General features: G+C 64.3%; 27 protein-coding genes and 1 tRNA gene. 11 read left to right on the top strand and 17 right to left on the bottom strand.

Annotation, left to right across the window (positions count from 1 at the left end):
• Positions 1-34: 34 nt before the first annotated feature.
• The 6 genes from argG to ACKWRH_RS01650 all read right to left on the bottom strand — a co-directional run bounded on the left by argG (position 35) and on the right by ACKWRH_RS01650 (position 5,940).
• Complete coding sequence (gene argG, locus ACKWRH_RS01675; protein WP_445219059.1) at positions 35-1,372, bottom strand: argininosuccinate synthase; 1,338 nt, start codon at positions 1,370-1,372, stop codon at positions 35-37.
• A 94-nt stretch (positions 1,373-1,466) separates the two neighbouring features.
• A complete protein-coding gene (locus ACKWRH_RS01670; protein WP_445219058.1) occupies positions 1,467-2,243 on the bottom strand; it encodes a phosphatase PAP2 family protein in 777 nt (258 codons plus the stop codon).
• 54 nt (positions 2,244-2,297) lie between these two features.
• A complete protein-coding gene (locus tag ACKWRH_RS01665) occupies positions 2,298-2,792 on the bottom strand; it encodes a hypothetical protein (protein WP_445219057.1) in 495 nt (164 codons plus the stop codon).
• Positions 2,793-2,926: 134 nt separating this feature from the next.
• Positions 2,927-4,129, bottom strand: a complete 1,203-nt coding sequence (gene rlmN, locus ACKWRH_RS01660) for a 23S rRNA (adenine(2503)-C(2))-methyltransferase RlmN (protein ID WP_071908693.1) — start codon at positions 4,127-4,129, stop codon at positions 2,927-2,929.
• 218 nt (positions 4,130-4,347) lie between these two features.
• Positions 4,348-4,995: an invasion associated locus B family protein gene (locus tag ACKWRH_RS01655; RefSeq protein WP_445219056.1), complete on the bottom strand. Its 648-nt coding sequence runs from the start codon at positions 4,993-4,995 to the stop codon at positions 4,348-4,350.
• A gap of 105 nt (positions 4,996-5,100) precedes the next feature.
• Entirely contained in the window at positions 5,101-5,940 is an 840-nt protein-coding gene (locus tag ACKWRH_RS01650; protein WP_445219055.1) for an SDR family oxidoreductase, read from the bottom strand.
• A 241-nt stretch (positions 5,941-6,181) separates the two neighbouring features.
• Between ACKWRH_RS01650 and ACKWRH_RS01645 the strand changes: the two genes are divergently transcribed.
• The 3 genes from ACKWRH_RS01645 (at position 6,182) to ACKWRH_RS01635 (ending at position 9,591) form a co-directional block, all read left to right on the top strand.
• On the top strand, positions 6,182-7,156 hold the full coding sequence (locus ACKWRH_RS01645) for an NADPH:quinone oxidoreductase family protein (RefSeq protein WP_354241370.1): 975 nt from the start codon (positions 6,182-6,184) through the stop codon (positions 7,154-7,156).
• Positions 7,157-7,551: 395 nt separating this feature from the next.
• Positions 7,552-8,406 carry a hypothetical protein gene (locus tag ACKWRH_RS01640; RefSeq protein ID WP_445219054.1) on the top strand — a complete coding sequence of 285 codons (855 nt, stop codon included), beginning with the start codon at positions 7,552-7,554 and terminating at the stop codon, positions 8,404-8,406.
• Positions 8,407-8,424: 18 nt separating this feature from the next.
• Positions 8,425-9,591, top strand: coding sequence for a TAXI family TRAP transporter solute-binding subunit (locus ACKWRH_RS01635; RefSeq protein WP_445219053.1), 1,167 nt, complete (start codon positions 8,425-8,427; stop codon positions 9,589-9,591).
• 221 nt (positions 9,592-9,812) lie between these two features.
• Here ACKWRH_RS01635 and ACKWRH_RS01630 read toward each other — a convergent pair whose 3' ends face one another.
• Both ACKWRH_RS01630 and ACKWRH_RS01625 read right to left on the bottom strand, forming a co-directional pair.
• Positions 9,813-10,184 (bottom strand): YkvA family protein, encoded by a 372-nt coding sequence (locus ACKWRH_RS01630; RefSeq protein WP_445219052.1) that lies wholly within the window; start codon positions 10,182-10,184, stop codon positions 9,813-9,815.
• 91 nt (positions 10,185-10,275) lie between these two features.
• Complete coding sequence (locus ACKWRH_RS01625; RefSeq protein WP_445219051.1) at positions 10,276-10,578, bottom strand: 4a-hydroxytetrahydrobiopterin dehydratase; 303 nt, start codon at positions 10,576-10,578, stop codon at positions 10,276-10,278.
• A 151-nt stretch (positions 10,579-10,729) separates the two neighbouring features.
• On the opposite strand from ACKWRH_RS01625, the gene ACKWRH_RS01620 reads away from it, so the two are divergent.
• Together ACKWRH_RS01620 and ACKWRH_RS01615 are read left to right on the top strand one after the other, a co-directional pair.
• Positions 10,730-12,175, top strand: a complete 1,446-nt coding sequence (locus tag ACKWRH_RS01620) for a TAXI family TRAP transporter solute-binding subunit (RefSeq protein WP_445219050.1) — start codon at positions 10,730-10,732, stop codon at positions 12,173-12,175.
• 165 nt (positions 12,176-12,340) lie between these two features.
• The gene (locus ACKWRH_RS01615) at positions 12,341-13,882 is read left to right on the top strand and encodes an alkaline phosphatase D family protein (protein WP_445219049.1); all 1,542 of its coding nucleotides are present in this window, start codon (positions 12,341-12,343) and stop codon (positions 13,880-13,882) included.
• 24 nt (positions 13,883-13,906) lie between these two features.
• Here ACKWRH_RS01615 and ACKWRH_RS01610 read toward each other — a convergent pair whose 3' ends face one another.
• Positions 13,907-14,341, bottom strand: a complete 435-nt coding sequence (locus ACKWRH_RS01610; RefSeq protein WP_445219048.1) for a response regulator — start codon at positions 14,339-14,341, stop codon at positions 13,907-13,909.
• A 136-nt stretch (positions 14,342-14,477) separates the two neighbouring features.
• Here ACKWRH_RS01610 and ACKWRH_RS01605 point away from each other — a divergent pair, with 136 nt between their 5' ends.
• From ACKWRH_RS01605 to ACKWRH_RS01595, 3 genes are all read left to right on the top strand, one after another.
• On the top strand, positions 14,478-15,254 hold the full coding sequence (locus tag ACKWRH_RS01605) for a Crp/Fnr family transcriptional regulator (RefSeq protein WP_445219047.1): 777 nt from the start codon (positions 14,478-14,480) through the stop codon (positions 15,252-15,254).
• Between the two features lie 288 nt (positions 15,255-15,542).
• Positions 15,543-17,369, top strand: a complete 1,827-nt coding sequence (gene typA / locus ACKWRH_RS01600; RefSeq protein WP_282521818.1) for a translational GTPase TypA — start codon at positions 15,543-15,545, stop codon at positions 17,367-17,369.
• A 172-nt stretch (positions 17,370-17,541) separates the two neighbouring features.
• Positions 17,542-18,789 (top strand): flavin monoamine oxidase family protein, encoded by a 1,248-nt coding sequence (locus ACKWRH_RS01595; protein ID WP_445219046.1) that lies wholly within the window; start codon positions 17,542-17,544, stop codon positions 18,787-18,789.
• A gap of 104 nt (positions 18,790-18,893) precedes the next feature.
• Here ACKWRH_RS01595 and ACKWRH_RS01590 read toward each other — a convergent pair whose 3' ends face one another.
• The 4 genes from ACKWRH_RS01590 to ACKWRH_RS01575 are packed head-to-tail and all read right to left on the bottom strand — an operon-like array spanning position 18,894 to position 21,992.
• Complete coding sequence (locus tag ACKWRH_RS01590; protein WP_445219045.1) at positions 18,894-19,301, bottom strand: thiol-disulfide oxidoreductase DCC family protein; 408 nt, start codon at positions 19,299-19,301, stop codon at positions 18,894-18,896.
• Positions 19,301-20,620, bottom strand: coding sequence for an SDR family oxidoreductase (locus ACKWRH_RS01585; protein ID WP_445219044.1), 1,320 nt, complete (start codon positions 20,618-20,620; stop codon positions 19,301-19,303). Before ACKWRH_RS01585 ends, ACKWRH_RS01590 begins: the two co-directional genes overlap by 1 nt.
• An 8-nt stretch (positions 20,621-20,628) precedes the next feature.
• A complete protein-coding gene (locus tag ACKWRH_RS01580) occupies positions 20,629-21,096 on the bottom strand; it encodes a DUF2269 family protein (protein ID WP_445219043.1) in 468 nt (155 codons plus the stop codon).
• Positions 21,093-21,992, bottom strand: coding sequence for an alpha/beta hydrolase family protein (locus ACKWRH_RS01575; protein WP_445219042.1), 900 nt, complete (start codon positions 21,990-21,992; stop codon positions 21,093-21,095). Before ACKWRH_RS01575 ends, ACKWRH_RS01580 begins: the two co-directional genes overlap by 4 nt.
• A gap of 261 nt (positions 21,993-22,253) precedes the next feature.
• On the opposite strand from ACKWRH_RS01575, the gene ACKWRH_RS01570 reads away from it, so the two are divergent.
• Both ACKWRH_RS01570 and ppa read left to right on the top strand, forming a co-directional pair.
• Positions 22,254-22,763, top strand: coding sequence for a GNAT family N-acetyltransferase (locus ACKWRH_RS01570; RefSeq protein WP_014490714.1), 510 nt, complete (start codon positions 22,254-22,256; stop codon positions 22,761-22,763).
• 177 nt (positions 22,764-22,940) lie between these two features.
• Positions 22,941-23,477 carry an inorganic diphosphatase gene (ppa, locus tag ACKWRH_RS01565; RefSeq protein WP_014490715.1) on the top strand — a complete coding sequence of 179 codons (537 nt, stop codon included), beginning with the start codon at positions 22,941-22,943 and terminating at the stop codon, positions 23,475-23,477.
• A gap of 66 nt (positions 23,478-23,543) precedes the next feature.
• On the opposite strand, the gene folD is transcribed toward ppa, so the two are convergent.
• From folD to ACKWRH_RS01550, 3 genes are read right to left on the bottom strand one after another with little or no spacing between them, the layout of a single operon-like run.
• Positions 23,544-24,428 (bottom strand): bifunctional methylenetetrahydrofolate dehydrogenase/methenyltetrahydrofolate cyclohydrolase FolD, encoded by an 885-nt coding sequence (gene folD / locus ACKWRH_RS01560; RefSeq protein WP_445219041.1) that lies wholly within the window; start codon positions 24,426-24,428, stop codon positions 23,544-23,546.
• A gap of 1 nt (position 24,429) precedes the next feature.
• On the bottom strand, positions 24,430-24,798 hold the full coding sequence (locus tag ACKWRH_RS01555) for a DUF167 domain-containing protein (protein ID WP_445219040.1): 369 nt from the start codon (positions 24,796-24,798) through the stop codon (positions 24,430-24,432).
• A gap of 15 nt (positions 24,799-24,813) precedes the next feature.
• The gene (locus ACKWRH_RS01550; protein ID WP_007598721.1) at positions 24,814-25,104 is read right to left on the bottom strand and encodes a YggT family protein; all 291 of its coding nucleotides are present in this window, start codon (positions 25,102-25,104) and stop codon (positions 24,814-24,816) included.
• Positions 25,105-25,293: 189 nt separating this feature from the next.
• Here ACKWRH_RS01550 and ACKWRH_RS01545 point away from each other — a divergent pair.
• Positions 25,294-25,369, top strand: a tRNA-Ala gene (locus ACKWRH_RS01545).
• A 108-nt stretch (positions 25,370-25,477) separates the two neighbouring features.
• Here the strand turns inward: ACKWRH_RS01545 and ACKWRH_RS01540 are convergent.
• A complete protein-coding gene (locus ACKWRH_RS01540) occupies positions 25,478-26,290 on the bottom strand; it encodes an enoyl-CoA hydratase (protein ID WP_445219039.1) in 813 nt (270 codons plus the stop codon).
• Between the last annotated feature and the right edge of the window lie 83 nt (positions 26,291-26,373).

Here is a 26,373-nt window from a genome sequence, read left to right as displayed (position 1 = left end):
GATTTCGCTGCGCTCCATCCGGGCTACGGAAGCCTCAGCCCTTGTCGCTCTCGAGCCGGAAGATCTGCGAGCCTTCGCTGCCCGACAAGAGGCCGGTCTTCGAATAAAGACCGAGCTTGGTGCGCGTGTCGGCGATGTCGAGATTGCGCATGGTGAGCTGGCCGATACGATCGGCCGGCGTGAATGCGGCATCTTCCACCTTCTCCATGCTGAGCCGTTCCGGCGCATAGGTCAGGTTCGGGCTCTCGGTGTTGAGGATCGAATAGTCGTTGCCGCGGCGCAGCTCCAGCGTCACCTCGCCGGTGACGGCGCGCGCGACCCAGCGCTGCGCGGTCTCGCGCAGCATCAGGGCTTGCGAATCGAACCAGCGTCCCTGATACAGCAGGCGGCCGAGGCGCATGCCGCTGATGCGGTACTGCTCGATGGTGTCCTCGTTGTGGATGCCGGTGACGAGGCGCTCATAGACGATGTGCAGCAGCGCCATGCCGGGCGCTTCATAGATGCCGCGGCTCTTCGCCTCGATGATGCGGTTCTCGATCTGGTCGCTCATGCCGAGTCCGTGGCGGCCGCCGATCGCATTGGCTTCGAGGAACAACGCGACGGGGTCGCTGAAGGTCTGGCCATTCAGCGCCGTAGGCTGGCCTTCCTCGAAACACACCACGACCTTCTCGGCCTTGACGTTGCAGTCGTCACGCCAGAACGGCACGCCCATGATCGGGTTGACGATCTTGATGCCGCTGTCGAGGCTTTCGAGATCCTTCGCTTCGTGCGTGGCGCCGAGCAGGTTGCTGTCGGTCGAATACGCCTTCTCCGCGCTCATCTTGTAGGCAAAGCCCTGCGCGGTCATGAATGCCGACATTTCGGCGCGACCGCCGAGCTCGTCGATGAACTGCTGGTCGAGCCAGGGCTTGTAGATGCGCAAGGATGGATTGGTCAGCAGGCCGTAGCGATAGAAACGTTCGATGTCGTTGCCCTTGAAGGTCGAGCCGTCGCCCCAGATGTTGACGCCGTCCTCCTTCATCGCCGCGACCAGCATCGTGCCGGTGACGGCGCGCCCGAGCGGCGTGGTGTTGAAATAGGTGATGCCGCCGGTCGAGATGTGGAAAGCGCCGGACTGGATCGCGGCGATGCCTTCGTGGACGAGCTGCGTGCGGCAGTCGACGAGCACGGCCTTCTCGGCACCGAACGCCTCGGCCTTGCGCGGGATCTCGTTGTAGTCGGCTTCATCGGGCTGGCCGAGGTTGGCCGTGTAGGCGTAGCAGCGCGCGCCCTTCTGCTTCATCCAGAGCAGCGCCGCACTGGTATCGAGACCGCCTGAAAAAGCGATGCCGACTTTCTCACCCTTGGGCAGGCTTTTCAGGATCGTGGTCATGGGGCTTCCAATCGGGTCTCAAGGGGCTGATAGCGTTTTGTGGGTTGACCGCGCGAATATCAAATTTCGCACGCCTCGGCACGCATTTAATGGCTCAAATCGACGGCTCGGGGCCTGTCCTGCGGCCGAACAGGCGCCGGCGGAGCCGGTAGGCGGGCATGTTCAGCCGGGTCAGGGCGGCATCGACCGCCTCGTCCGAGAACCGGGTCCGCGGCCAGCGGTAAATCAGCGCGTAGGCGAACCAGATCACGACGAAGGTGACGAGGCCGGCAATCGAGACATCGGTGAAGAAGTGGCCGCCGAAGGCCATCCGCAGCCCGCTGGTGACCGCGCCGAAGACGACCGCGCCGGCATAGGCGAGCGGGCGCCACGCAGGCGGGGCCAGCGCGGCCGGCGCCAGCGTCCAGAACGCGGTCGCGCCCTCGCCCGAGAAGAACGAGCAGTTGCGCGCGCAATCGCCGCGCGGATCCCACCACGGCACGAATTGCTGGTCGCCGGCAAACTCAGTCACCACCACCGGACGCGGCCGGCCCCAATAGGTCTTGAAGGTGAGATTGGTGAGGATGCCCGCCGACAGCGTCAATGTCACCAGCAGGAAGATGATCGCGCGCCCCGACACCATCAGCGGCCGGTCAGGCCGGACCATCTTGGCCACGAGCGCCACGAGCGACGGCAGCGCGAATGCCCAGGCGATCCACATTGCGGCGTCACGCGCAACGCCGGCCCAGCCGACCAGCTTGAGCGGAAACGTCTTCGTCTCGGGGTCGAAGAACAGTGCGGCGAGCTTGAGATCGAGCTCGGGATAGAGGCCGAATACGACGCCGATCACGAGCCACAGCGCCAGGCCGATAAAGAGTCCAGTCCGGTTCATGGCGCGCGGTTTAGCGGAGTGGGGAGGAGATGAAAACCCCGGAAGCGGCGCGACTCATCGCGCATCCGGCCGCGACTGCGACGGCAACGGCGGAGGCGGCTTGTGCGGGGGCGGCGGATTGCGCCAGGCGCCGGCGTTGCGGCCGGCAATCAGCCAGTAGACCACGCCGGAGACGATGCCCGCGCCGGTCATGATCTCCAGATGCCGCCGCACGATGCCTTCGAACTGGAGGGTATCGGAGTGAAAGGGAATGAGGCCGAGATAGCAGGCGAGACCGACCAGGCCGCCGCCGACCGCATAGGCCAGTGGGCTGCGGATGTAGAGCGCTTCGGTGATCGCGACGATCACCGCGGCCGGAACCAGCGCAAAGCCCGAGACGAAGATGAAGCCGAAGCCGAGCAGGATGTCGATCGTGCCCTGATCGACGGGACCGGCGCCGAGATCGGCGAACTCCGGAAACAGCAGCGCGACGACCACGATCATCCCGCCGACGAAACAGGCGGCGAGAAAGCCGATGAAGATGACGATGAGGCGGCCGATCAGGGACATGCCAAAAAATGCCAACTCAGCCGTCATTGCGAGGAGCGCAGCGACGAAGCAATCCAGACTGTCGCCGCGGAAACATTCTGGATTGCTTCGCTTCGCTCGCAATGACGAGGTTGCGACAGCGCCCACATAACAAGCTAATCCGTCATCGCCATGGCGCGCAGCGCCTGACGTTCGCGGGCCGAGAGCTTCTCGGTTTCCGACTTGAGCTGGCCGCAGGCGGCGAGGATGTCGCGGCCGCGCGGGGTGCGCACCGGCGAGGAATAGCCGGCGTTGAAGATGTATTCGGAGAATTTCTCGATCTGGTCCCAGTCCGAACATTCATAGGCCGTGCCGGGCCAGGGATTGAACGGGATCAGGTTGATCTTGGCGTGGATGCCCTTGAGCAGCTTCACCAGTAGCTTCGCATCGTCGAGCGAATCGTTGACGCCCTTGAGCATCACATATTCGAAGGTGATGCGGCGTGCATTCGAGGCGCCGGGATAGTCGCGGCAGGCCTGCAATAGCTCCTTGATCGGGTATTTGCGGTTGAGCGGCACGAGCTCGTTGCGCAGCTCGTCGCGCACCGCATGCAGCGAGATCGCAAGCATCACGCCGATCTCGTCGCCGGCGCGCACGATGTTCGGCACCACGCCCGAGGTCGACAGCGTGATGCGGCGACGGGAGATGCCGATGCCTTCATTGTCGCCGACGATGAGCAGCGCGTCGCGCACCGCGTCGAAATTGTAAAGCGGCTCGCCCATGCCCATCATCACGATGTTGGTGACGCGACGCGTGCCGTCCTCGCGATCGGCCCAGTCATTGAGGCGGTCGCGCGCGACCATCACCTGTCCGACGATCTCGCCGGCGGTGAGGTTGCGCACCAGCCGCTGCGTGCCGGTGTGACAGAAGGAGCAGTTCAGCGTGCAGCCGACCTGGGAGGAGACGCAAAGCGTGCCGCGATCGGTCTCGGGGATGTAGACGCACTCGACCTCATGCGCACGCTCGACATTGTCGCCGCTCGGCAGCCGCAGCAGCCATTTGCGGGTGCCGTCGTTGGAGATCTGCTCGGCCACGACTTCGGGACGGTCGACGGTGAAATGCTGCGCGAGCTCGGCGCGAATGCCCTTCGAGATCGACGTCATATCGTCGAAGCTTTGGGCGCCGCGGAAATAGAGCCAGTGCCACAGCTGCTGCACGCGCATCTTGCGCTGCGCGGGCGCAACGCCGATCTCGCCGAGGCGGTCGGCAAGCTCGCTGCGCGACAGGCCGATCAGCGAGGGCCTGGCCGGCGGCACATAGGTTTCGAGCGGAGTCTTCTCCACCAGTATTGCGTTGTGCGGCTCGGTCGTCGGTTGCATCGGTTGCCTGATATCTCTCGTCGTGCCCGGGCTTGTCCCGGGCATCCACGTTCTGTTCCGCCCGTTGCTAGCGCGTGGATGGCCGGGACATCTGGTGCGAAGACGCGCTTCGCGCTTTAGCCCGGCCATGACGGCTACACCTTTGGGATACCCTTATATAGCAACCGGAACCGCCGATTGCGACCGTGATACCGCCCTCAGGCTTAACGCCGGCAGTCCTACCGCCTGCAATCCTGGGCGATCCGGTCGAGCGCCTGGGCGAGGCCCTTCAGCGAAAACGTATCGGTCGTCTCCGTTCCCTTGGCCGAGACACCCTTGACCACGAGATCGGCGGATTTGCGCATGGCCTCGACCATCCGCTCTTCCTCGGCCGCGTTCTTGATCCAGAGGCCGTCGCCCTGCGTGTACATCGCGAAAGCGGCGCCGCCGACCTCGACCGAGGATTCCGAGCCCGGCTTCAGCGCATAGCCGATCATGACCGAGACTTCGTTGTTCACCTTTTCTGCCGGCCGGGTCGAGACGAAGGCATAGGCCGGATCGCGCGGGCGGTTCGGCGGGTTGGTCTTCGACGACGAGGGCTTGGCCAGCGCGAAGCAGACCTTCTTGCCGCTGGGTGTGGCCGAATAGGCGCCCCAGGTGCCGAACTGGCCGATCAGGGTCGGCTCCGCGCCGCCCGCAACCGCGGCGGCGGGAGCCACCGGCTTGCTCTCGGGCTTTGCTGCTGTCTTTGCAGCCGGATTGGCCGCCGGTGCAGCCGCCTTTGGTGCGGCTTTGGGCGCCGGTTGCGCCGTCTGCGCCCGCGCGGAATCGGTGATTCCCACGGCCGTAACGCCCATCATCAAAGCTAAAATCAGCACCCGCCACATGCTGGAGTGGTTCCCTCAATATTGTGACTGGAAGATGGCCCGGCCGCGCTTTGTCCCCCGGCAGGGATAACCGGGAAAGTCCAATTTGGGAAGGCAGTTAGCGGCTTAGCCTTTGGATCGAGCAGCGCGCTGCTCGATCCATTGCGCGTCGGTCCAGCGCAACAAATCCTCGGCGCCGGAACTGCGCAAATGCGCGCCGCCGTCGATCACGACCATCTCGCCATTGATGTAACCGGCCCGGTCCGAGACCAGGAAGCTGGCGAGGTCGGCGAGCTCGCTATGTTCGCCGGTGCGCCCCATCGGGTTGCGGGCGGTCCAGCCTTCGTCGCGGCCCTCGGGACGGAGCTGTCCCGAGGCGCCTGCGGTCGGGAACGGACCCGGGGCGATCGCGACGGTGCGGATGCCCTTCGGGCCCCACTCGACCGCGAGGCTCCTGGTCATCGCCAGCACCGCCGACTTCGCCATCGCCGAGGGAACGGTGAAGGCACGGCCGGTGATGGTGGAGGTCGAGAGGATCGAGAGCACGACGCCATTGTGCTTGCCATCGATCCAGCGCTTGCCGGCGGCGAGCGTGCAATACATCGCGCCATGCAGCGTCGGCGCGAGGATCGCGTCCGCAGCGCGGAAAGAGAGATGCTCGCTCTGCGCGATGAAGGTTGCGGCAGCGTTGTTGACGAGAATATCGAGCGGTGCCTCGCGCCAGATCGCGTCCATCATATCGTCGACGGCGCCACCGTCGCGGATGTCGCAGGCGATCGTGGTGACCTTGCCGCCGGTCTGCGCGCACATCTCGCTCGCCGTTGCTTCCAGCCGGTCGAGCTTGCGGCCGCAGATCACGAGCTCGGCGCCGAGCGCGAGGAAGCGGTATCCCATCGCGGCGCCGAGGCCGGAGCCGCCGCCGGTGACGAGAATGCGCTTATCCCTGAGCAGACCTGTTTCAAACATCGTTTGAATCCTCTTTCCACGTAAGCCGTCATTGCGCGGAGCGAAGCGACGAAGCAATCCAGACTATTTCCGCGGGACGGACTCTTGGATTGCTTCGCTTCGCTCGCAATGACGAGGATAAGCCGGCGCGTAGCCTCAGACAAAGAATCCGGATTGTCGCCCGTGCCTAAATCCGGCAAAACCCAATCACCTATAATTCCGCTCGAAACGCCCAGTGCTTACTTCTGAAGAAGGTGCCGCCATGAAAGCCATCCTCTGCTCGCAATATTGCCAGCCCGACGATCTCGTGCTTGCCGACGTGCCGGATCCGGTGGCGGCTCCCGGCGAAGCGGTGATCGCGATCAAGGCGGCGGCGCTGAACTTCTTCGACATCCTGATGATTCAGGGCAAGTACCAGATCAAGCCGCCGTTCCCGTTCTCGCCCGCTGCCGAAGTTGCCGGCGTGATCGAGAGCATCGGCCCCGGCGTGACCGATCTGAAGGTCGGCGATCGCGTCGTTGCGTCCTGCGGCCACAACGGCGCGCGCGAAAAGATCGCGCTGCCGGCGGCATCGATCGTGAAGATTCCCGACAATCTCGACTATGACCGCGCGGCCGGCATCATCATCATCTACGGCACTGCGCTGCATGCGCTGGAAGACCGCGCGAGCCCGAAGCCGGGCGAGACGCTCGCGGTGCTGGGCGCAGCCGGCGGCACCGGCCTGGCTGCCTGCGAGCTCGGCAAGCTGATGGGCCTCAAGGTGATCGCCTGCGCCTCGTCGGACGAGAAGCTCGAATTCGCGAAAGCGCATGGCGCCGAGCTGACGCTCAACTACGGCAAGGAAGATCTGAAGGAAGGCCTGCGCAAACTCACCGGCGGCAAGGGTGTCGACATCATCTTCGATCCCGTTGGTGGCGCCTATGCCGAGCAGGCACTGCGCTCGATCGCCTGGGAAGGCCGCTTCCTGGTGATCGGTTTTGCCGCCGGCGACATTCCGAAGATGCCGCTGAACCTCGCGCTGCTGAAGGGCTGCGATATCCGCGGCGTGTTCTGGGGCGCGTGGACCCGGCTCAACCCGGCCAAGAACCGCGCCAATCTCGAGAAGCTCGTGAAGTGGACCGCGGAAGGAAAGATTTCCTCGCATGTCGACCGTACCTTCCCGCTGGCACAAACCGCCGACGCACTGAAGGTCCTGGCGGGACGCCAGGCCATGGGCAAGGTGATCCTGCATCCGTGATGGTGTGAGCCGCAGCGCTTGCCTGCCACACGCACTCGCCACATATGCGACCGTCGTCGCCCGCCTTCTGCGCAATTGCGTACTGAGGCGGGCGGTCCAGATTTCAGAGACGCCAGAGATTTCAGCCGAGACGCCGCGGCCCGCCGGATGCCCCGGGGTCAAAGCCAGCGGAGTCTGGGAAAACCTTCCTCAACCATCACCGCCAAAATCGTGGTGCATTCCTTCGCTCCGCCTCAATCAAACCCAAATATTTCCTGATTCGCGCAAACCGTCGTCGTTTTTTGGGCTGATTCCAGCGGCGTCTTACCGGTTCCATTTGCGGGACACTTTGGACAAAAGCAAGAAGACTGAAGCCGAATTGCCCCTGCGTTGCGTTAGTAATGGGGAGCATGACCATGGAGACGACGGCACATCGCCCGTCGAAGGAGTCGAGGGCATTCGACTCCGATCGAGCCACATCACATCCGCCGACCGCGTCCTTTATCCGTGCGCGCGCCGCGCGGGCCGATCTTTCGCAGGACGATCCAATTCCACTCTTCCTGTCCGATCCGCTCGGTGCGCCGGACCCAGGCGAATATACGCCCATTGAGGTGCGCTCCAGAATTGTCCCGCGTGTTCTCGCGGCCGTTCTGACGGCATCCACCTTGGCAGTTCTGGTCACACTGTATCAGTCCGACTTTCGCGGCCTCTTCGCCGCCAATGCCGTTAGCTGGATGGGCATCGCGCCGGAGCAGGCCATGGCGTCGGCCAACACGCCGGCCATGACGCAGAGCTCACTGAAGGATTCGGACCGCGCGACCAACACGAGGCAGGCGAGCGCCGACACGCAGGATCTCCCTGCACGGTCAACGCCGAGCCGCGAAGCGATCGCGACCGCCTATCAGACGGCGCTGCAAGCCCAGGCACCCGCGCCAGTACCCGTCGCGGCGCCGCCTGCCCCCCCTCCGCCCGCCAAGACGGTCGCCAAGACGCTCGACGCCGATACGCTGGCCGGGCTGATGACGCGCGCGCAGAGCCTGTTGAGGATCGGCGATATTGTTGCAGCCCGCCTGCTGCTCGAACGCGCGGCCAATGCCCAGGATGCAACGGCCGCGTTGCTGCTGGGGCAGACCTATGACCCGGCCGTGCTGGGCACCAGCGACGCGCGGAGCATCGCCGGCGACGCGACCGCCGCGCGCGACTGGTACCAGAAGGCCGCGGCACTCGGATCGGCGGAGGCGCGGCAGCGCCTCGCCCAGCTTCGGAACTAGAGCTTTTTAGAGGACACCATGCGTAACGCTTTGGGAATGGCGGTTGCCGCCATCATGACGATCTGTGCCTTCGGGGCACGCGCCGAGCAGACCGAATACGATCCGGCCAAGGTCTCGGACAGCCTGAAGGCCATCTTCCAGTTCGGCTCGACCTCGACCAAACAGTCGTTGAACGCCAACACCGTCACGCTGATCACCGGCACGATCGGCGGCACCTATGTGCAGTTCGGCGCCGACCTCGCCTCCGTGCTCGACGACGGCGACAAGATCCGCGTGCTGCCGATCGTCGGCCGCGGCTCGGTGCAGAGCGTCGCCGACATCCTGTTCCTGCAAGGTGTCGATCTCGGCATCGTGCGGGCGGATACGCTCGACTATCTCGAACGCAAGGGCTTTGCCAAGGACATCAAGAAGCAGTTCACCTATGTGACCAAGCTCTACAACGAGGAGATGCAGGTGATCGCGCCGAAGTCGGTCGCGACGCTCAAGGACCTCGAAGGCAAGACTGTCAGCGTGGACCTGCCGAACGGCGGCACCTTCGTCACCGCGCTCACCGTGTTCGAGCGGCTCGGGATCAAGGCGAAATTCGTCTATGTCGAGCAGCGCATCGCGATGGAGAAGCTGAAGGCCGGCGAGATCGACGCCGTCATCGTGGTCGGAGGCAAGCCTTACAAATCGGTCTCGAACTTCGGCAATGACGGACGCTTCCATCTTGCGGGGGTCGACTATGAAAAGCCGCTCCAGAGCGACTACCTGCCGGCGACGCTGACCGCCAAGGACTATCCGAACCTGATCAAGGAGGGCGAGAACGTGGACACCATCGCGGTGCCGGCGGTGCTCGCGGCCTACAACTGGGCGCCCAACACCGAGCGCTACCGCAAGATTGCGCTGTTCGTGGATGCGTTCTTCACGAAGTTCCCGGCGCTCCAGAACCCGCCCTTCCATCCGAAGTGGAAGGAGGTCTCGCTTCCGGCACCTCTGACGGGCTGGAACAGATTGCCGGTGGCGCAGCAATGGCTCGATAAACATGGCATCGAGCCGGTGACGCGGCAGCGCTTCGAGGCGTTCCTCAAGCAGAACCCCGCGGCCCAGAAGGTCTCCGACGCGGACAAGGAAACGCTGTTCAAGCAATTCCAGGCGTGGGACGCGGAGAACGCACGGGCGCAGGCGGGGCCGGCGAAGAAGTAGCGGAGCGCGGTTGCTGTCCACACACTCAACAGTAATCGCCCGGCTTGACCGGGCGATCCAGTATTCCAGAGTCAGCAGTGATTGAAGGGAGAAGCTGCGGCGCACTGGATTCCCCGCCTGCCGCCTACGCTAAAGCTTCGGCGGCCCTGGACCGCAACCCCGGCGAAGCCTTGGCGTATTCGGGTCGCGGGGAATGACAGCGGCACGCTTGGCCTACGCTCCTACGCCTCATCCACCCCGCGCTTCAGCACGGCGCGGGCGGCTTCGCGGTGCTCCGTCGTGATATGACCGGCGACCATGCGGATGGCGGTGGCGAGCACGGCGGCATCATCGGTGAAGCCGAGGATCGGCATCACGTCGGGGACGAAATCGAACGGCAGGATGAAATAGGCGATCGCCCCGAGCAGCGACGCCTGGACATGGCGCGGCGTCTGCCGGTCGAACGCACAGTAATAAGCCGCGAGCAGGTCTTCCGCGAACGGCAATTGCACGGCGACACGCTTCAGCTTGCGCCAGAAACGGCGGCGCACGCTCTCATGATCCTCCGCGAGCCGATCGGCCGGCTCGAAGCCGACGCTGTGTTCGGCAGCCATGTTCGACAAACTCCCCGTTCAGCCAGGGGCGGCAGATGGCCGCATCTCCTGCTGACCACAACATGGGGATGCAGCCGATCCTCGCAAGGTGTCAGGTAGCTGTCAGCTTGGCGATCGTGTTCATCGTCCTGGCGAGCTCGATGTCGAGCTTGGTGACGCCGCCGGCGTCATGGGTCGACAGCACCACCTCCACCGTCTTGTAGACGTTGCGCCATTCGGGGTGGTGATCCATTTTTTCGGCAACCAGCGCCGCGCGGGTCATGAACCCGAACGCCTCGTTGAAATCCTTGAAGACAAATGTCTTCCCGATGGCGTCGCGGCCCTGAACCTCGGTCCAGCCCGGTATGGCGCCCAGTGCCTGCTTGCGTGCCTCCGCCGTCAGCCGCTCTGCCATGATCGCCTCCATTTTCAGGGGAACTTTACCCTAACATCGTGCATATGGCCCTGGTTCAAACCGGATTTCGTCCATCCGCTAACCATGACGGAGATGTAACCCCGCGGGACAAGAAATTTGCTACAATTGCGGGCGTAAATCGCCGGCCAAGATGAAACTGAGCCTCAAGCGCCTGTTTGGGAGATCGATGACCGGGGGATTGGACCTGGCCGAAGCGCCCACCCCGCCTTCGCCGCGATCAACGGCGCGGAGGACGGCGCTCGTGTCTCTGGCGCTGGTGCTTGCGATCATCGGCGCGCTCGTCGGCGGCTACTATTTCGCGATGCGGCCGGTGACGTTGAAGATCGCGGTCGGTCCGGCCAATAGCGACGACCTCAAGGTGGTGCAGGCGCTAACGCAGGCTTTCGCGCAGCACAAGAGCTATGTGCGGCTACGCCCGATCCAGACCGACGGCGCCACCGCCAGCGCCGATGCGCTCGCGGAAAACAAGGTCGATCTCGCCATCGTGCGGGGCGACGTCGACGTGCCGAAGAACGCGCAAGCCGTCGCGACCCTGCGCAAGAACGTCGTGGTGCTGTGGTCCGTGCCCGGTAAGGGCAAGAAGAAGGGCGCGAAGATCACCAAGATCGCGCAGCTCGCCGGCCATCGCGTCGGGGTGATCGGCCGAACCCAGGCCAACGTCAATTTGCTCAAGGTGATCCTCCAGCAATACGGCGTCGATCCCGCCAAGGTCGAGGTCATACAGTTCCCGGCCAATGAAGCCGCCGAGGCGATCAAGGCCCAGAAGGCCGATGCCTATCTCGCAGCCGGTCCCGTCAACAGCAAGATCACGTCGGATGCGATCGCGGCTTCCGCCAAGGACAGCGGCACGCCGACCTTCCTAGCGATCGATTCCGCGGACGCGATCGCGCAAAACCATCCCGTCTACGAAGCATCGGAGATTCCCGCCGGCACCTATGGCGGCTCGCCCGATCGCCCCGATGACGAGGTCAAGACCATCAGCTTCTCGCACCACATCGTGGCGCGCAAAGGTGTGTCCGATACCACCATCGCGGCGTTCACGCGCCAACTCTTCGCCGTGCGCCAGCAACTGGTGACGGAATTCCCGATGGTCGCGAAGATCGAGACGCCCGACACCGACAAGGATGCGGTGATCCCCGTGCATCCGGGCGCCGCCGCCTTCGTCGACGGCGAGGAAAAGACCTTCCTCGACAAATACAGCGATTACATCTGGTGGACCCTGATGGCGCTCTCGGCGATGGGCTCGATCGGCGCCTGGTTCGCGGGCTACCTCAAGAAGGACGAGCGCGACAACAACAGCCATTTGCGCGACCGCCTGTTCGACATGATCGCGGCGGCGCGCAAGAGCGAGACGACCGAAGAGCTCGACCAGATGCAAACCGAGGCTGACGAAATCCTGCGCGATACGTTGCGCTGCTTCGATCACGGCGCGATCGAGGAGGGCGGGCTCACCGCCATCAACATCGTGCTCGACCAGTTCCACGCCGCCGTCGCCGACCGCAAGGCCGTGCTGTTTGCCATACCGCAAAGCCTGCAGCGCGCAGGCGCGCAATTCAGGGCCGCCGGCAACGCTTAAACGCTTGCCGCGTTATTGCTGCGTCATACTGTCTCAGTATAGCTTTCGCCGTCATTCCGGAGCGCGCGCAGCGCGAGTCCGGAATCTCGAGATTCCGGGTCCGGTCCTTCGGACCGTCCCGGAATAACGACGCGAGATGCGCACGAGACAAAAAGCGAAGCCGCCATGAACATCAAATTCTCCCGCCGCCGCTTCCTTACCACCAGCGCCGGTGCGCTCGGCGCGATCGCGATGCCCCATCTCTCGCGCGCGGCCGACCGGCCGGCGGTTACGCATGGCGTGCAGTCCGGCGACGTCACGGTCGACGGTGGCGTGGTCTGGGCGCGCACTGACCGGCCATCGCAGATGCTGGTCGAGGTGGCCACGACCGAGTCCTTCAAGGACGCCCGCGCGCTGCCGCCGATCGCGGCGCTGCCGGAGAGCGACTTCACCGCGAAGATGCTGATCGAGAACCTGCCGGGCGGACAGGACATCTTCTATCGCGTCCGCTTCCGCGACCTCTCGCACAGCGCGATCGAGGGCGAAGCTGTCATCGGCCGCTTCCGCACCGCGCCGGCCGACCGGCGCGACGTCAGCTTCGTCTGGGGCGGCGATGTCGCAGGGCAGGGCTGGGGCATCAATCCCGATGATGGCGGCAAGTTCACCTTCTCCGCGATGCGCAAGCATCGCCCGGATTTCTTCCTACATTCCGGCGACACGATCTATGCCGACGGTCCGATCGAATCCGAGGTGAAGCTCGCCGACGGCAAGACCTGGAAGAACGTCACCATCGCCGAGAAGGCCAAGGTCGCGGAGACGCTGGACGAGTACCGCGCCGCGCACAAATACAATCTCACCGACGACAACGTCCGCGCCTTCAATGCCGAAGTGCCGATCTTCGTGCAGTGGGACGACCATGAAGTGACCAACAATTGGTCGCTGTCGAAGGAGTTGCCGGCGTCCTACAAGGTGCGCGACATCTCGCTGCTGGCAGCCCGCGCCGGCCGCGCCTTTCACGAGATGTATCCGATGCGGGAGAGCATCGTTGAGCCGGGCCGCGTCTATCGCCAGATCTCCTACGGCCCGCATCTCGACGTGTTCGTGCTCGACGAGCGCAGCTATCGCGGCCCGAACGGCGCCAATCTCGAAACCGCTTACGGGCCCGCCAGCTACTTCCTCGGCCCGGACCAGATCGCCTGGCTCAAGCGCGGCCTCCTCAACTCGCGCGCCACATGGAAAGTGATCGCCTCCGACATGCCGCTCAGCCTCGTCGTCTCGGACACGCCGAAGGGCGGATCGGAAGCCATTGCGCAGGGCGACGGCCCGGTGCGCGGCCGCGAGTTCGAGATCGCCGACATCCTGCGCTTCATCAAGATGGCGCCGATCAACAACACGGTGTGGCTGACCGCGGATGTGCACTACGCCGCCGCGCATTATTACGATCCGAACAAGGCGCAATTCCAGGAGTTCGAGCCGTTCTGGGAATTCGTCTCGGGCCCGCTGCATGCGGGCACCTTCGGTCCGAACGCCCTTGACAACACCTTTGGGCCCGAGGTGCGTTTCGTCAAAGCGCCGGGCAAGGATAACCAGAACCTGCCGCCGTCCGCGGGCATGCAATTCTTTGGTCATGTCAAGATCGACGGCGCATCCGGCCAGATGACGGTGACCTTGCGCGACCGCGCCGACGTCGCGCTGTGGTCGACCACGCTCGATCCGAAATTTGCCTGAAGCCGGGAGAACGCAGACGGGCGATCAGGCGCCGCGCGAGCGCAGCGCGGCCTCCAGCGCTTCGCTCGAGCAGGGCTTTTGCAGCCGCGGCCGCGCCTTGAATTCGGGAGCGATCCGAGCCTCGGCACCGTAGCCCGTCACGAAGACAAAGGGAATCTGCGCAGCCGCCAGCCGGTCGGCGACGGCAAAGCTTTTCTCGCGGCCGAGCTCGACGTCGAGCAGCGCGAAATTCGGCGCGCGCGCTGCGATCGCCGCCAGCGCCTGCGCCACCGACCCCACGGTGCGCACGCTCCTCACGCCAAATCCGAGCAGGCGATCCTCGAAATCGATCGCAATGATCGGATCGTCCTCAACGATCAGAACATCGGCGGGCATGCCGGTCGAGCCGTCCGAGGGAGCAGGTATCATGATGTTGGATATCGAGGGCTGCATGTTCTTACCGATCGAGGACAGCCTCATCCCGACGCCTGCGCCCAGCGCATCGGAGGGTTCCAGGAACGAAACTCACCACAGAACAGTTTTCACGTCTGTCCACTTGTGCACATAGCCCATGATCGGACCTCGCTAGTGTTGAAAGGAGAGCAGGGGATTTACGATGGACGCGCGTATCAGCAAGACAACCGAAGTCGGTAGCCGACCGGCCAACAATCTGTTGCGACGCTTGAGTCCGGCCGACTACGCGCTGCTCGCACCGCACGTCACCCTGGACACCGCCGGGGCCAACGAGCTGCTCTACAGTCCCGGCGACGATGTCCAGGTCGTGCACTTCCCCTGCGGGCCGTCGCTCGCGACATTTCTCGTTCCCAATGAGGACGGCCGCGACGTCGAGACCATCCTGGTCGGCCGCGAAGGCGCAGTGGGCGGCATCGTCAGCGAGGGATTTTTGCCGGCCTATACCCGTATCTGCGTAAAATTCGGCGGACCATTTGCGCGCATTCACGTCGCCAAGCTGGAAGCTGCCAAGATGCGCTCGGCCTCGCTGCGCAACATCTTCGCCCGCTATGCCGATTGCATGCTGGCGCAGATCTTCCAGTCCACCGCCTGCAACGCCATCCACTCCATCGAACAGCGGACGGCAAAATGGATCATTGCGGCGATGGAGCGGACCGGCGACGAGAGCAGCGTGCCGCTGACGCATGAGCAGCTCGCGACGCTGCTCGGGGTCGGCCGCAGCTATGCGAGCCGCGTGCTCCAGTCGTTCAAGGCCGAGGGCGTGCTCGATACCCGGCGCGGCGCGATCCTGGTCCGCAATCTCGACGGCTTGCGCCTGCGCGCCTGCCTGTGCAACGACGCGGTGAAGATGCACTTCGAGGAGGTGCTGCGCGGGGTCTATCCGACCGAGGAGACCAGCCCCGGATCGGCGCAGGGCTGATCGAGGCCCCGTCCCCGAGCAAAGGCCGGTTTGGTACTGGATTTACCTAACCCCCGGAGATTCCCGGACAAAATTCAGTCAACCAACCAGCAAAGAACACATTGTTTTTTGGCGGTTTTTGCATATATTGCGCCGCAACGCGTAGGGTGCCTGGTCGAGATGGCCGGGCGGCCCTTTTTGGGCGGAAAGCGCCCGTTTCCAGTCTTCCAGCGTTGTTTCGAGAAGAGGTCCCGGTCCGACCGGCGAGATCGCGCTTAACCCATTGTCCGACCGCAAAGAAGCTCACTCATGAACCTTCGTAACGTCGCCATCATCGCCCACGTCGACCACGGCAAGACGACCCTGGTCGACAAACTCCTCCAGCAATCCGGTACGTTCCGCGAGAACCAGAAGGTGACGGATCGCGCCATGGACTCCAACGATCTGGAGCGTGAGCGCGGCATCACCATCCTGGCCAAGGCGGCCTCGGTGCAGTGGAAGGACACCCGCGTCAACATCGTCGATACCCCCGGCCATGCCGATTTCGGTGGTGAGGTCGAGCGCATCCTGAACATGGTGGACGGGGCCCTGGTGCTGGTCGACGCCGCCGAAGGCCCGCTGCCGCAGACCAAATTCGTGGTCTCCAAGGCGCTCAAGGTCGGCCTCAAGCCGATCGTCGTCATCAACAAGGTCGACCGCCCCGACGCGCGCCCGACCGAAGTCATCAACGAGGTGTTCGACCTGTTCGCGGCGCTCGACGCCAGCGAGGAGCAGCTCGACTTCCCGATCCTGTACGGGTCGGCCAAGCAGGGCTGGATGGCCGAAAGCCCCGAAGGTCCGCAGGACAAGGGCATGGAGCCGCTGTTCGACCTGATCCTGCGCCACGTCGCGCCGCCGACGGTCGAGGAAGGGCCGTTCCGGATGATCGGTACCATCCTGGAGGCCAACCCCTATCTCGGCCGCATCATCACCGGCCGCATCTCGTCCGGCGTGCTCAAGCCGAACCAGCAGGTCAAGGTGCTGCATGCCGACGGCAAGCTGGTCGAGTCCGGGCGCATCACCAAGATCCTGGCATTCCGTGGTCTCGAGCGCACGCCGCTCGATGAAGCCGAAGCCGGCGACATCGTCGCCATTGCCGGCCTGACCAAGGGCACCGTCGCCGACACCTTCTGCGATCCGACCGTCGAGGTGCCGCTGCCGGCGCAGCCGATCGACCCGCCGACCGTGTCGATGTCGTTCATCGTCAACAACTCCCCGCTCGCCGGCACTGAAGGCGACAAGGTGACGAGCCGGATGATCCGCGACCGTCTGCTGCGCGAGGCCGAAGGCAACGTCGCGCTGCGCGTCGTCGAGGCCGCCGACAAGGATGCGATGGAAGTGTCCGGCCGCGGCGAATTGCAGCTCGCGATCCTGATCGAGACCATGCGCCGCGAAGGCTTTGAGCTCTCGGTGTCGCGCCCGCGCGTCGTGTTCCAGAAGGATGAAGCGACCGGCGCCACCATGGAGCCGATCGAGGAAGTCGTGATCGACGTCGACGAGGAGCATTCCGGCGTCGTCGTGCAGAAGATGAGCGAGCGCAAGTCCGAGCTGATCGAGATGAAGCCCTCGGGCGGTAACCGCCAGCGCCTGGTGTTCTACGCGCCGACCCGCGGCCTGATCGGCTATCAGGGCGAACTGCTCACCGACACCCGCGGCACAGCGATCATGAACCGCCTGTTCCACGGCTATGCCCCGTACAAGGGCGAGATCCAGGGCCGCCGCAACGGCGTCTTGATCTCCAACGACCAGGGCGACGCGGTGGCCTACGCGATGTTCAAGCTGGAGGATCGCGGCCCGATGATGATCGAGCCGGGCTGGAAGGTCTACAAGGGCATGATCGTCGGCGAGCACACCCGCGACAACGATCTCGAGATCAACGTGCTCAAGGGCAAGCAGCTCACCAACATCCGCACGACGTCGAAGGACGAAGCGGTGCGCCTGACCCCGCCGATCCGCATGACGCTGGAAAAGGCGCTCGCCTATATCGAGGACGACGAGCTCGTCGAGGTCACCCCGAAGTCGATCCGCCTGCGCAAGAAGCATCTCGACCCGAACGAGCGCAAGCGCGCGGAAAAGTCCAAGGAAGCGGTGGCGTAAGCTACGCTCTTGCTCACTATCATGCCCCGCGAAGGCGGGGCATCCAGTACGCCGCAGCTTCTCGGCTCCATAATATCTGCCTCTGGGATACTGGATCACCCGCCTTCGCGGGTGATGACAGCTGTGCGCGTGGCGGCTTCAGCGCTCTTCGCGAACGTGCTAGAGCCCGCTCATGACTTCCCTGCCCTCCTCCGTCAACGTCGCGATCATCGGCGCCGGCGCAGCCGGCCTCGGCGCGGCGCATGCGCTGGCTGGCTCCGGCCTCTCCGTGATCGTGCTGGAGGCGCGCGACCGGATCGGCGGACGCGCCTGGACCGTGCAGGCCTCGCCTGAGGTGACCTTCGACGTCGGCTGCGGCTGGCTGCACTCGGCCGACAAGAATTCCTTCGTCAAAATCGCCAAGCAGCTCGGCTTCGAGGTCAACAAGGACCTGCCGCCCTGGCGCGAGCGCGCCTTCGGCAACGCGTTTCCACAAGGTCTGCGCGACGATTTCATGCGCGCGATGGACGCATTCTACGAACGGCTGTGGCAGGCCGCGCAAAAGGGCAAGGACGAACCCGCGAGCCTGAGCCTCGATCCGGGCAATCGCTGGAATCCCATGATCGACGCGGTCTCGACCTACATCAACGGGTGCGAACTGAAGGACATGTCGACACTGGATTGGGACGCCTATGAGGACAGCGACCTCAACTGGCGCGTCCGCCGTGGCTATGGCGCATTGATCACGGCCTATGGCGCCCCCTGCCCGGTGGCCCTGGGCTGCAATGTCACGCTGATCGATCATTCCGGCCAGCGCCTCCGCATCGAGACGTCGCAGGGTACGCTGACCGCCGACAAGGCGATCGTCACCGTTCCGACCAATCTCATCGCCGATGAGGCGATCCGCTTCACACCGCCGCTGCCCGCCAAGGTCGATGCGGCGGCCGGCCTGCCGCTCGGCGTCGACGACAAGGTGACGCTGGCGCTCGACGATGCAGAGGCCTTCCCGAAAGAGGGCAATCTGCGCGGCGCCACCATGCGCACCGAGATGGGCACCTACCACATCCGCCCGTTCGGCCAGCCCTGCATCGAAGGCTTTTTCGGCGGCAGCTTTGCTCGCGGGCTGGAAGACGCCGGCGACGGCGCCATCGCCGCGCACAGCATCGACGAGATCGCAGGCTTTCTCGGCAACGACATCAGGCGCAAGCTGAAGCCGCTGTACGAGTCGCGCTGGGCGCACGACCCCTTCGCGAGAGGATCGTATTCACACGCACTGCCGGGGCACGCTGGAGACCGCGCAGTGCTCGCAGCACCGGTGGATGGACGGCTGTTCTTCGCGGGCGAAGCGACGTCACCAAGCTTCTTCACGACGGCGCATGGCGCCAGGGACAGCGGGGAGCGCGCGGCAGACGAAGTGCTGGCGGCTTCAGGCAAGCCGTAAACCGCAAACTCCGTCATTGCGAGCGCAGCGAAGCAATCCAGAATCTTTCCGTGGAGGCAGTCTGGATTGCTTCATCGCTTAGCTCCTCGCAATGACGAGAGAAGCTACTCGATCACCCGCGCCCGCAAATCGGCATCGGGTACAAAGCAGGCGTCATACTTCCCGAAGATGCGATAGCGGTTGCGCGCGATGAGGCTGTAGACGGGGTCCCGCAGCGGCTTTGGCACGGCGAACAACGCGCGCACCCAACTCCATCCCGGTAGATGCGACAGCACGGTCAGCGCGGCGTCGGACTTCATAAAGACCTCGCCGTCATGGACCACGGCATTGGTGTCGGGATCGTCCGGATCGATGCCAAACGTACGTGCAAGCCGCGCCCCATAATCCGACTGGATCGGCGTGAAGCGAAACCGCTTCGCCGTGTCGCGCGCGGCCACGAAGCGGACCCAGCGCGAGCAGAAGATGCAGACGCCGTCGAACAGGATCACGTCGTCGTCGGGCCATTTGGGCATCAGCGGTTATCCAGCATGAGCAATGCTACCAGCATTAGCACGATCGCAGGCCCGGTCTTCACCAGCGCGCCGAGCGGCTCGATCCAGAGATCTGGCGTCAGGATCGCTGCGCCGAGCATATAGCCGAGCGAGGCAATGATGCCTGCAATAAGCCCGATCGGCGCGGTGCGGCGGAAGGCGATCAGCATGCCGATGCTCATGTCCATCAGGCTGGTGCCGATGGTGATTGGATCGACCAGCGCGGACGGGAAGTTGTGCGCACTCAAAATTCCGGCGGCGGCGCGGTAGGAGACGAACAGTGCGATGAGGCCGGAGACGAACCAGAACGCGACCAGGCTGGCGAAAATCAGCGCCTTGATCAGGAACAGCCGCGCGAACCATTTGTCCTGGATGGTGGCGGGATGGCGCCCGATCGCATCAGCCAACGTCTTCGGCGCGATGCCCGTGGCGGCGACCCACGGCGAGGGATCGCCGGTCACGCCGCGGCGCAGCTCGGCGATGGCGGTGGAACGCATCGGCGGCATCCAGCCGAGATAATTGGCGAGATCGCCGATCTTCGCGCCGAGATCGAGCATGATGGATGGCATCACGAGGCGCGGCCAGCCGGCCGTGCCGAAGGCGTGGCGGAACTGTTTGATGACGCCAGCCATGGTGACTGCCTCGGCCTGCATCAGGTCCCACGTCACGGCTTTGACTGAGGCGTCGTCGATATCGCGCGCGGCAAGCCAGGCGATGGTGGCCGAAATGTCGTCGACTGCGACGGACTGGAATGGCGTCGACATCGCCTTCTGCGGCAGGTCGAGCGGGAAGGCGGCGAGCGCACGCAGCATGGCGCTGCCGCCATAGGCTGACGGAGCGACGACGAAGCCGGGCCGCAGAATCGCGTGGGGAATGCCGGAGGCCGCAATCAGGCGTTCGGCCTCGCGCTTGGTCGTCGCGAAGGCGGTGCGATCCGCCTCCGCGGTCCCGGGGATCGAGATGTGCACCAGCCGGATCGCGCGGCCGCTGTCGGCGATCGCCTGAAGCAGACGCGCGACGAAATCGCGATGCACCGCGCTCGTGTCGCTGCCGGGACCGTCCTGCAGCACGCCGAGACAGTTCACGACGACGTCGACGGCGTGCTCGCTGAAGAGGCGCATCAGCGCGGCTGCATCGAGCGACAGGATCGGCTGCTCGATGTCCAGCGCGCTCATCTTCTGTGCGGGCGACAGGCTGCGTGCAACGCCGACCACGCGAAATCCCCGCACGCGCAGATCGTCGGTGACGAAGCGCCCGATCAGGCCGGAGGCGCCGAGCACCAAAACGGTTCGCTGGGTCATCGCATCTCTCAAAACGGTTTCGCGATCATCAGCCACAGGATCAACATCGTCGCGCCGAAGCCGGGGAAACCGAACGCGAACCAGCGGCGGTAGAGCACGTAGTAGCGTTCAGGCAGAGCGCGGCGGTGCTCGGCCGCCTTGCGCGCGAGATCGCGCATCTCGATCTGCATGAAGACGACGGGGACCCAGAACAGGCCCGCAAAGACGTAGAGCCCAAGCGAGGCCAGCAGCCAGCGTTCCGTGATCGGCATGGCCGAAAGCATCATCAGCAGGCCGCCCGTCACCGGCTGCAGGATCACGGCCGACAGCGTGAAGATCGCGTCCGCAATCACCACCACCGAAGCGGTGCGCGCGATGAATTCGGCGTCGTTCGTGCGATGCGCCATCAGCATGAAGAAGGCGATGCCGGTGCCGGTGCCGAGAATGACGATGGCGCCCAGCACATGGAGGTATTTGACCAGGAGATACAGCGTCATGGCTTCTTGGCCGCCGCCGGTTTGGACTGGTTCAGCGCAAGCCCGAGTTCGCGGCTGGCGGCTTTGACGCCGGCTTCGCTCTCGATCATCCAATGTCCCTCGCTGCCGACGGCCGGCAAGGTGCGGAAGTCCACCTTGCCGCCTCCGCCGCGAAACGCATCGGCCAATTGCCGCGAGAACGCCGGCGCGAAATAGCTGTCATTGGTCGCCACGAGCCATGTGACGGGAATGCGCGCCGCCTTTCCGAACTCGACCGCCGCGGCGAGAAGCGTCTGCGGCGCGCAGATCCGGTTCGGTTCATCATTGGCGTGGCCACCGCGCCCCGGCGCAAGCGCAATGATCGCGGAGATCGCGTTCGGATCGGCGTTCGCGAGCGCCAACGCCCCCCAACCGCCGGCGGAATGGCCGAGCACGACCGCCGTGTCTTGACGAACAAAATCCTGCTTTCGCAAAAAATCCAGCGCGAGCGAAATTTCGGCGGCCGTCGTGCGACCTGAACGCGCGTAATCCGCCTCGTCGCAGCCGCCCTGGTCCTCGACATAGCGGCCGCCGGTCGCTCCATGGCCGAGCCGCTCCGGCACCAGCACGGCGAAGCCGCGTGCGACGAGAAACGCGACCAGCGCGCGGTATTCAGGCTGCGGCATTTGCGCCCGACGCAGCACATTCTGCGTTGAGGCATGTGCGATGACCGCAAGCCGGAACGGGCCGGCGCCGACGGGACGAAACAGCAGCGCATGCGCGGCAATGTCGGTATCCGGCGATGGCACGCGCCATTGTTGCCGGCGAAACGGCTCGCCCTCCTCTCCCGATGACCCAAACGTGACCTGTGCGCACAGAGGCGACGCCAGCAGCAAGGGCAGCAGAGGCAGGAGGGCGAAGATGTTGAAGAGGCGCATGAATCGCCGCAGGCGAACACGGACAGCGACAGATCTGCAGGAACGAATCATTTTCGGCGGACTTTTTGCGTTGCCATCGCGGTTCATTGGTTGCCGCAGGGCAGTTTTGCACCGGCAATGGCACGCCGGTGCCGTTCGAAATGGCGTCTTGTCTTCTTTCGGTACAACATGGTTAAAATACTGATGCACAAAATCCACACGTTAACCGATAATTAACGATAGGTCTTGCCGCCGGCGCGGCGACTTGGTTTGATCGTGTCCATGAGCACAACCCTGATCGAGGTCCGGCCGGCCAAAGCTGCAGATGCAACTGCGGTGGCGTCCACCCATGACGAAGCCTGGCGCTCCGCCTATCAGGGCATCATTCCCGGCGGCGAACTGGAAAAGCTGATCAACCGCCGCGGTCCGCAGTGGTGGGACAGTGCGATTCGCAAAGGCAGCCGCGTCAGCGTGCTCGTGTTCGGCGACAAGATCGCCGGCTATGCCAATTACGGCCGCAACCGCGCCCGCAGCCTGCACTTCGACGGCGAGATCTACGAGCTCTATCTGCGTCCGGAATTCCAGGGCCTCGGCTTCGGCCGCCGCCTGTTCACGGCTGCCCGCCGCGACCTGATGCAGAGCGGCCTGAAGAGCATGGTGGTGTGGGCGCTCTCGGACAACGATCCGGCAACAGAGTTCTATCGCGCCTTGGGCGGCCGCATGGTGGCGCGCTCCTCCGAGCGTTTCGGGCCGAAGTCGCTCGACAAGGTTGCCTTCGCTTGGACCAATTGAGCTGCTGAAAGTCTAGCCGGCAGCGTTTCCATCCGTCGATACCGTTGCCTTTTGAGCCGGTAGTCGCTGGATTCATTATTTCACAAAAACACGATGGATTGGCGGGCCAAGCCCGCGTATGACAGCGCCAAAATCGCTGCCGGGCGCGATTTAACCTCGGCAACAACGGAGCCTTGAATGCGTATCGATGCGGTCTCGATCGGAAAAAACGTACCCCACGACGTCAACGTCATCATCGAAGTCCCCGTGGGCGGCGAACCGATCAAATACGAGATGGACAAGGAAGCCGGCACGCTCGTTGTCGACCGCTTCCTCTACACGCCGATGCGTTACCCCGGTAACTACGGCTTCATCCCGCACACGCTGTCCGATGACGGCGATCCCTGCGACGTGCTGATCATCAACACCCGCGCCATCATCCCCGGCGCCGTCATGAGCGTGCGCCCGGTCGGCGTGCTGTTCATGGAAGACGAAGCCGGCGGCGACGAGAAGATTCTCGCGGTGCCGTCGTCGAAGCTGACGCAGCGCTACGACAAGGTGAAGTCGTACTCCGACCTGCCCGACATCACGCTGCAGCAGATCCAGCACTTCTTCGAGCACTACAAGGATCTCGAGAAGGGCAAGTGGGTGAAGATTCTACGCTGGGGCGGCCCGGAAGACGCGCAGAAGCTGATCCTCGAAGGCATCGAGCGCGAGAAGAAAAAGAAGGCGTGAGATTGCGTGTCCCGGACGCGGTGCATCACGAAGTGATGCGCTGCGTCCGGGGCGCGAGACCTAGAGTTAAACCGCCGGCTTCGGCAGCCCCGCGATCGCGCAAGCCGCGCGCAGCGTATTCACCAGCAGGCAGGCAACCGTCATCTGGCCAACGCCACCCGGCACCGGCGTGATCGCGCCGGCAACGGCGAGTGCTTCCTGATAGGCGACATCGCCGACGAGGCGCGTCTTGCCGTCGTCCTTCGGGATGCGGTTGATGCCGATATCGATCACGGTCGCGCCCGGCTTGAGCCAGTCGCCGCGCACCATCTCGGGCTTGCCGACCGCGGCATAGACCAGGTCGGCGCGCTTCACGAGCCCGGGCAGATCGCGCGAGCGCGAATGCGCGATGGTCACCGTGGCATTCTCGTTGAGCAGCAATTGCACCAGCGGACGGCCGACCAGATTGGAGCGGCCGATCACGATGGCATTCATGCCTTCGAGCGAGGCGTGGACGCTCTTGGTCAGGATGATCGAGCCGAGCGGCGTGCAAGGCGACAGCGCTTCAAAGCCGCCGGCGAGCCGGCCGGCATTGTTCGGATGCAGGCCGTCGACATCCTTGCGGGGATCGATGGCGTTGATGACGGCCTCGGTGTTCAGGCCCTTCGGCAGCGGCAGCTGCACCAGAATGCCGTGCACGGCCGGATCGCGGTTGAGCTTGGCGACGACGGCCAGCAGATCGGCCTGCGACACGTCGACCGGCAGCTTGTGCTCGAACGAGGCCATGCCGGCCGCCTGGGTCTGGGTGTGCTTCGAGCGCACATAGACCTCGCTGGCGGGGTCATTGCCGACCAGAACCACTGCGAGGCCCGGCACCAGATTGTGCTCGCGCTTGACGCGGGCAACCTCATCAGCGACGCGCGCGCGGAGTTCCGCAGCGATGACTTTTCCATCGATGATCTTGGCCGTCATGTCAGTTCCCTTGGTCTGTCGATTTGGCGTCTGCCGATTTGGCTAGGGCGAGCCTGCGCAGGGCTTCGCCGAGCCGCGCCGGATCGCCGTCGACCGCGATCTGCTTCAGCCGCGAGGTGGCACCGGATAGCAGCTTTACACTGGCCTTGGGGACGCCGAGCGATTTCGCCAATAGCACCAGAACGGCCTTGTTGGCCTCGCCGCCATCGGCGATCGCGCGCACCCGCACCTTGAGCACGCTGCGGCCATCGGCCAATTGCTCGATCCCGTCGATGTCGTCGCGGCCGCCGCGCGGCGTCACCCGCAGCGCGATGCTGATTCCCGCGGCCGAATAGCGCCAGGGTTCCTTGAAGGCCTCTTTCGCAACCAAGGCGCTCCCGCCTGCTTAGATCACGTTCGGGTAGATGTAATACAGGATCACCCGCTCGATGAACATGATGAGCAGGATCAGGATGATCGGCGAGATATCGAGGCCGCCGAGGCTAGGCAGGAAATTGCGAATCGGTGCCAGCACCGGCTCGGTGATCCGGTACAGGAACTCCGCCACCGCCGAAACGAACTGGTTGCGGGTGTTCACAACGTTGAAAGCGATCAGCCAGGACAGGATCGCGGAGGCGATCAGCAGCCAGACGTAGAGGTCGAGCACGATGATGACGATGTCGAGAACGGCACGCATGGCTTTTGAAGACTCTGGCTTTGGGTGGGGATTGACGCTTTTTGCTAGATATCGGTTCCCTCCGGCCCAAACAAGGGAAGTCGGTGCCGGGATGGTTAAAACCGGGTCACACCCGTCCTTGACTTGACCTTGCCGGGGACTTAAATGGCGCCCGGTTGTCGGCCGCATTCACCAGAGCGTCCGCCAAACGGGGCCATAGCTCAGCTGGGAGAGCGCGTCGTTCGCAATGACGAGGTCGGCGGTTCGATCCCGCCTGGCTCCACCACGCTTCGCCCTTCGGGCTACGCGTGGCGCAGCCACGAGGAGCCTGAAGGGCGAAGCGTGGTGTCCGGCGAAGCCCGCAGGGCGTAGACGGACTGTTCGAAGCTCCCCCCTACTTCCCCGTAAACCTTGGCGGCCGCTTCTCCATGAAACTCGCGACCCCCTCCCGGAAATCGCTGCCGTTCAGCGCAACCATCATCTCGCGGTTGGCCTCGATCGTCGCCTCCGCCAGCGTCTGGAACGGCACCTCGTAGAGTTGCCGCTTGATCACGGCCATCGCGCTCGGCGATACGAAATCGGCGAGGTCGCGCGCATAGGCGTAGGTCTCCTCACGGAGCTTTTCAGGCGCGCATAGCCGGTTCACCAGGCCGATCCGCAGCGCCTCCTCGCTCGACACGCGCCGGGCCGAGAGCAGCAAATCCATCGCGTTGGCGTGGCCGACGATGCGCGGCAGCATCCAGCTGATGCCGTGCTCCGCGATCAGGCCACGCCGCGCGAAGGCCGTGGTGAAGACGGTATTGTCGGCGGCAAAGCGCAGGTCGCAATAAAGCGCGTGGACGAGGCCGATGCCGGCGGTCGCGCCGTTGAGCATGGCGATGACGGGCTTTCCAATCGACGGATAGAAGCCGTAACGCGTCTGCCAGTCCGGCCGGCGATTCATGTCGAAGGGCGGCAGATTCGAGGCACGCCTGACGTCGTTGGGGTCGAGCCCCTTCAGCGCATCCATGTCGGCGCCGGCGCAGAAGGCGCGGCCCGCGCCGGTGAGCACGATGACGCGGACATTGTCATCGGCGCTCGATGCTTCCATCGCATGACGCACGTCGCGCTCCATCGTCGGCGTCCACGCATTCATGCGATCAGGGCGATTGAGCGTGATGGTCGCGACCTTGTCGCTCACCTCATAGAGAATGTGTTCGTAGGCCACGGCGCTCTCCCTTTGCTGGCGGCACGCGTTCGCGCGCGCTCGTTAGGAACGAGCCTAGCATATCCAGGGATCAGGCGAGGGCT

This window comes from Bradyrhizobium sp. Pa8 (assembly GCF_052588265.1).
Note: the sequence above shows the minus strand (reverse complement) of the source record. Positions and strands in the feature narration are given on the sequence as shown.

Coding starts and splice junctions, on each gene's coding strand:
- ACKWRH_RS01615 (WP_445219049.1), top strand. CDS start 12,341: ATGAACATCAAATTCTCCCGCCGCCGCTTCCTTACCACCAGCGCCGGT.
- ACKWRH_RS01550 (WP_007598721.1), bottom strand. CDS start 25,104: ATGCGTGCCGTTCTCGACATCGTCATCATCGTGCTCGACCTCTACGTC.
- ACKWRH_RS01580 (WP_445219043.1), bottom strand. CDS start 21,096: ATGACGCTGTATCTCCTGGTCAAATACCTCCATGTGCTGGGCGCCATC.
- ACKWRH_RS01625 (WP_445219051.1), bottom strand. CDS start 10,578: ATGGCAGAGCGGCTGACGGCGGAGGCACGCAAGCAGGCACTGGGCGCC.
- ACKWRH_RS01610 (WP_445219048.1), bottom strand. CDS start 14,341: ATGAGGCTGTCCTCGATCGGTAAGAACATGCAGCCCTCGATATCCAAC.
- ACKWRH_RS01650 (WP_445219055.1), bottom strand. CDS start 5,940: ATGTTTGAAACAGGTCTGCTCAGGGATAAGCGCATTCTCGTCACCGGC.
- ACKWRH_RS01595 (WP_445219046.1), top strand. CDS start 17,542: ATGACTTCCCTGCCCTCCTCCGTCAACGTCGCGATCATCGGCGCCGGC.
- ACKWRH_RS01665 (WP_445219057.1), bottom strand. CDS start 2,792: ATGTCCCTGATCGGCCGCCTCATCGTCATCTTCATCGGCTTTCTCGCC.
- ACKWRH_RS01605 (WP_445219047.1), top strand. CDS start 14,478: ATGGACGCGCGTATCAGCAAGACAACCGAAGTCGGTAGCCGACCGGCC.
- ACKWRH_RS01590 (WP_445219045.1), bottom strand. CDS start 19,301: ATGCCCAAATGGCCCGACGACGACGTGATCCTGTTCGACGGCGTCTGC.
- ACKWRH_RS01645 (WP_354241370.1), top strand. CDS start 6,182: ATGAAAGCCATCCTCTGCTCGCAATATTGCCAGCCCGACGATCTCGTG.
- ACKWRH_RS01585 (WP_445219044.1), bottom strand. CDS start 20,620: ATGACCCAGCGAACCGTTTTGGTGCTCGGCGCCTCCGGCCTGATCGGG.
- ACKWRH_RS01670 (WP_445219058.1), bottom strand. CDS start 2,243: ATGAACCGGACTGGACTCTTTATCGGCCTGGCGCTGTGGCTCGTGATC.
- ACKWRH_RS01655 (WP_445219056.1), bottom strand. CDS start 4,995: ATGTGGCGGGTGCTGATTTTAGCTTTGATGATGGGCGTTACGGCCGTG.
- ACKWRH_RS01570 (WP_014490714.1), top strand. CDS start 22,254: ATGAGCACAACCCTGATCGAGGTCCGGCCGGCCAAAGCTGCAGATGCA.
- ACKWRH_RS01575 (WP_445219042.1), bottom strand. CDS start 21,992: ATGCGCCTCTTCAACATCTTCGCCCTCCTGCCTCTGCTGCCCTTGCTG.
- rlmN (WP_071908693.1), bottom strand. CDS start 4,129: ATGCAACCGACGACCGAGCCGCACAACGCAATACTGGTGGAGAAGACT.
- ACKWRH_RS01630 (WP_445219052.1), bottom strand. CDS start 10,184: ATGGCTGCCGAACACAGCGTCGGCTTCGAGCCGGCCGATCGGCTCGCG.
- folD (WP_445219041.1), bottom strand. CDS start 24,428: ATGACGGCCAAGATCATCGATGGAAAAGTCATCGCTGCGGAACTCCGC.
- ACKWRH_RS01635 (WP_445219053.1), top strand. CDS start 8,425: ATGCGTAACGCTTTGGGAATGGCGGTTGCCGCCATCATGACGATCTGT.
- ACKWRH_RS01620 (WP_445219050.1), top strand. CDS start 10,730: ATGAAACTGAGCCTCAAGCGCCTGTTTGGGAGATCGATGACCGGGGGA.
- ACKWRH_RS01640 (WP_445219054.1), top strand. CDS start 7,552: ATGGAGACGACGGCACATCGCCCGTCGAAGGAGTCGAGGGCATTCGAC.
- typA (WP_282521818.1), top strand. CDS start 15,543: ATGAACCTTCGTAACGTCGCCATCATCGCCCACGTCGACCACGGCAAG.
- ppa (WP_014490715.1), top strand. CDS start 22,941: ATGCGTATCGATGCGGTCTCGATCGGAAAAAACGTACCCCACGACGTC.
- argG (WP_445219059.1), bottom strand. CDS start 1,372: ATGACCACGATCCTGAAAAGCCTGCCCAAGGGTGAGAAAGTCGGCATC.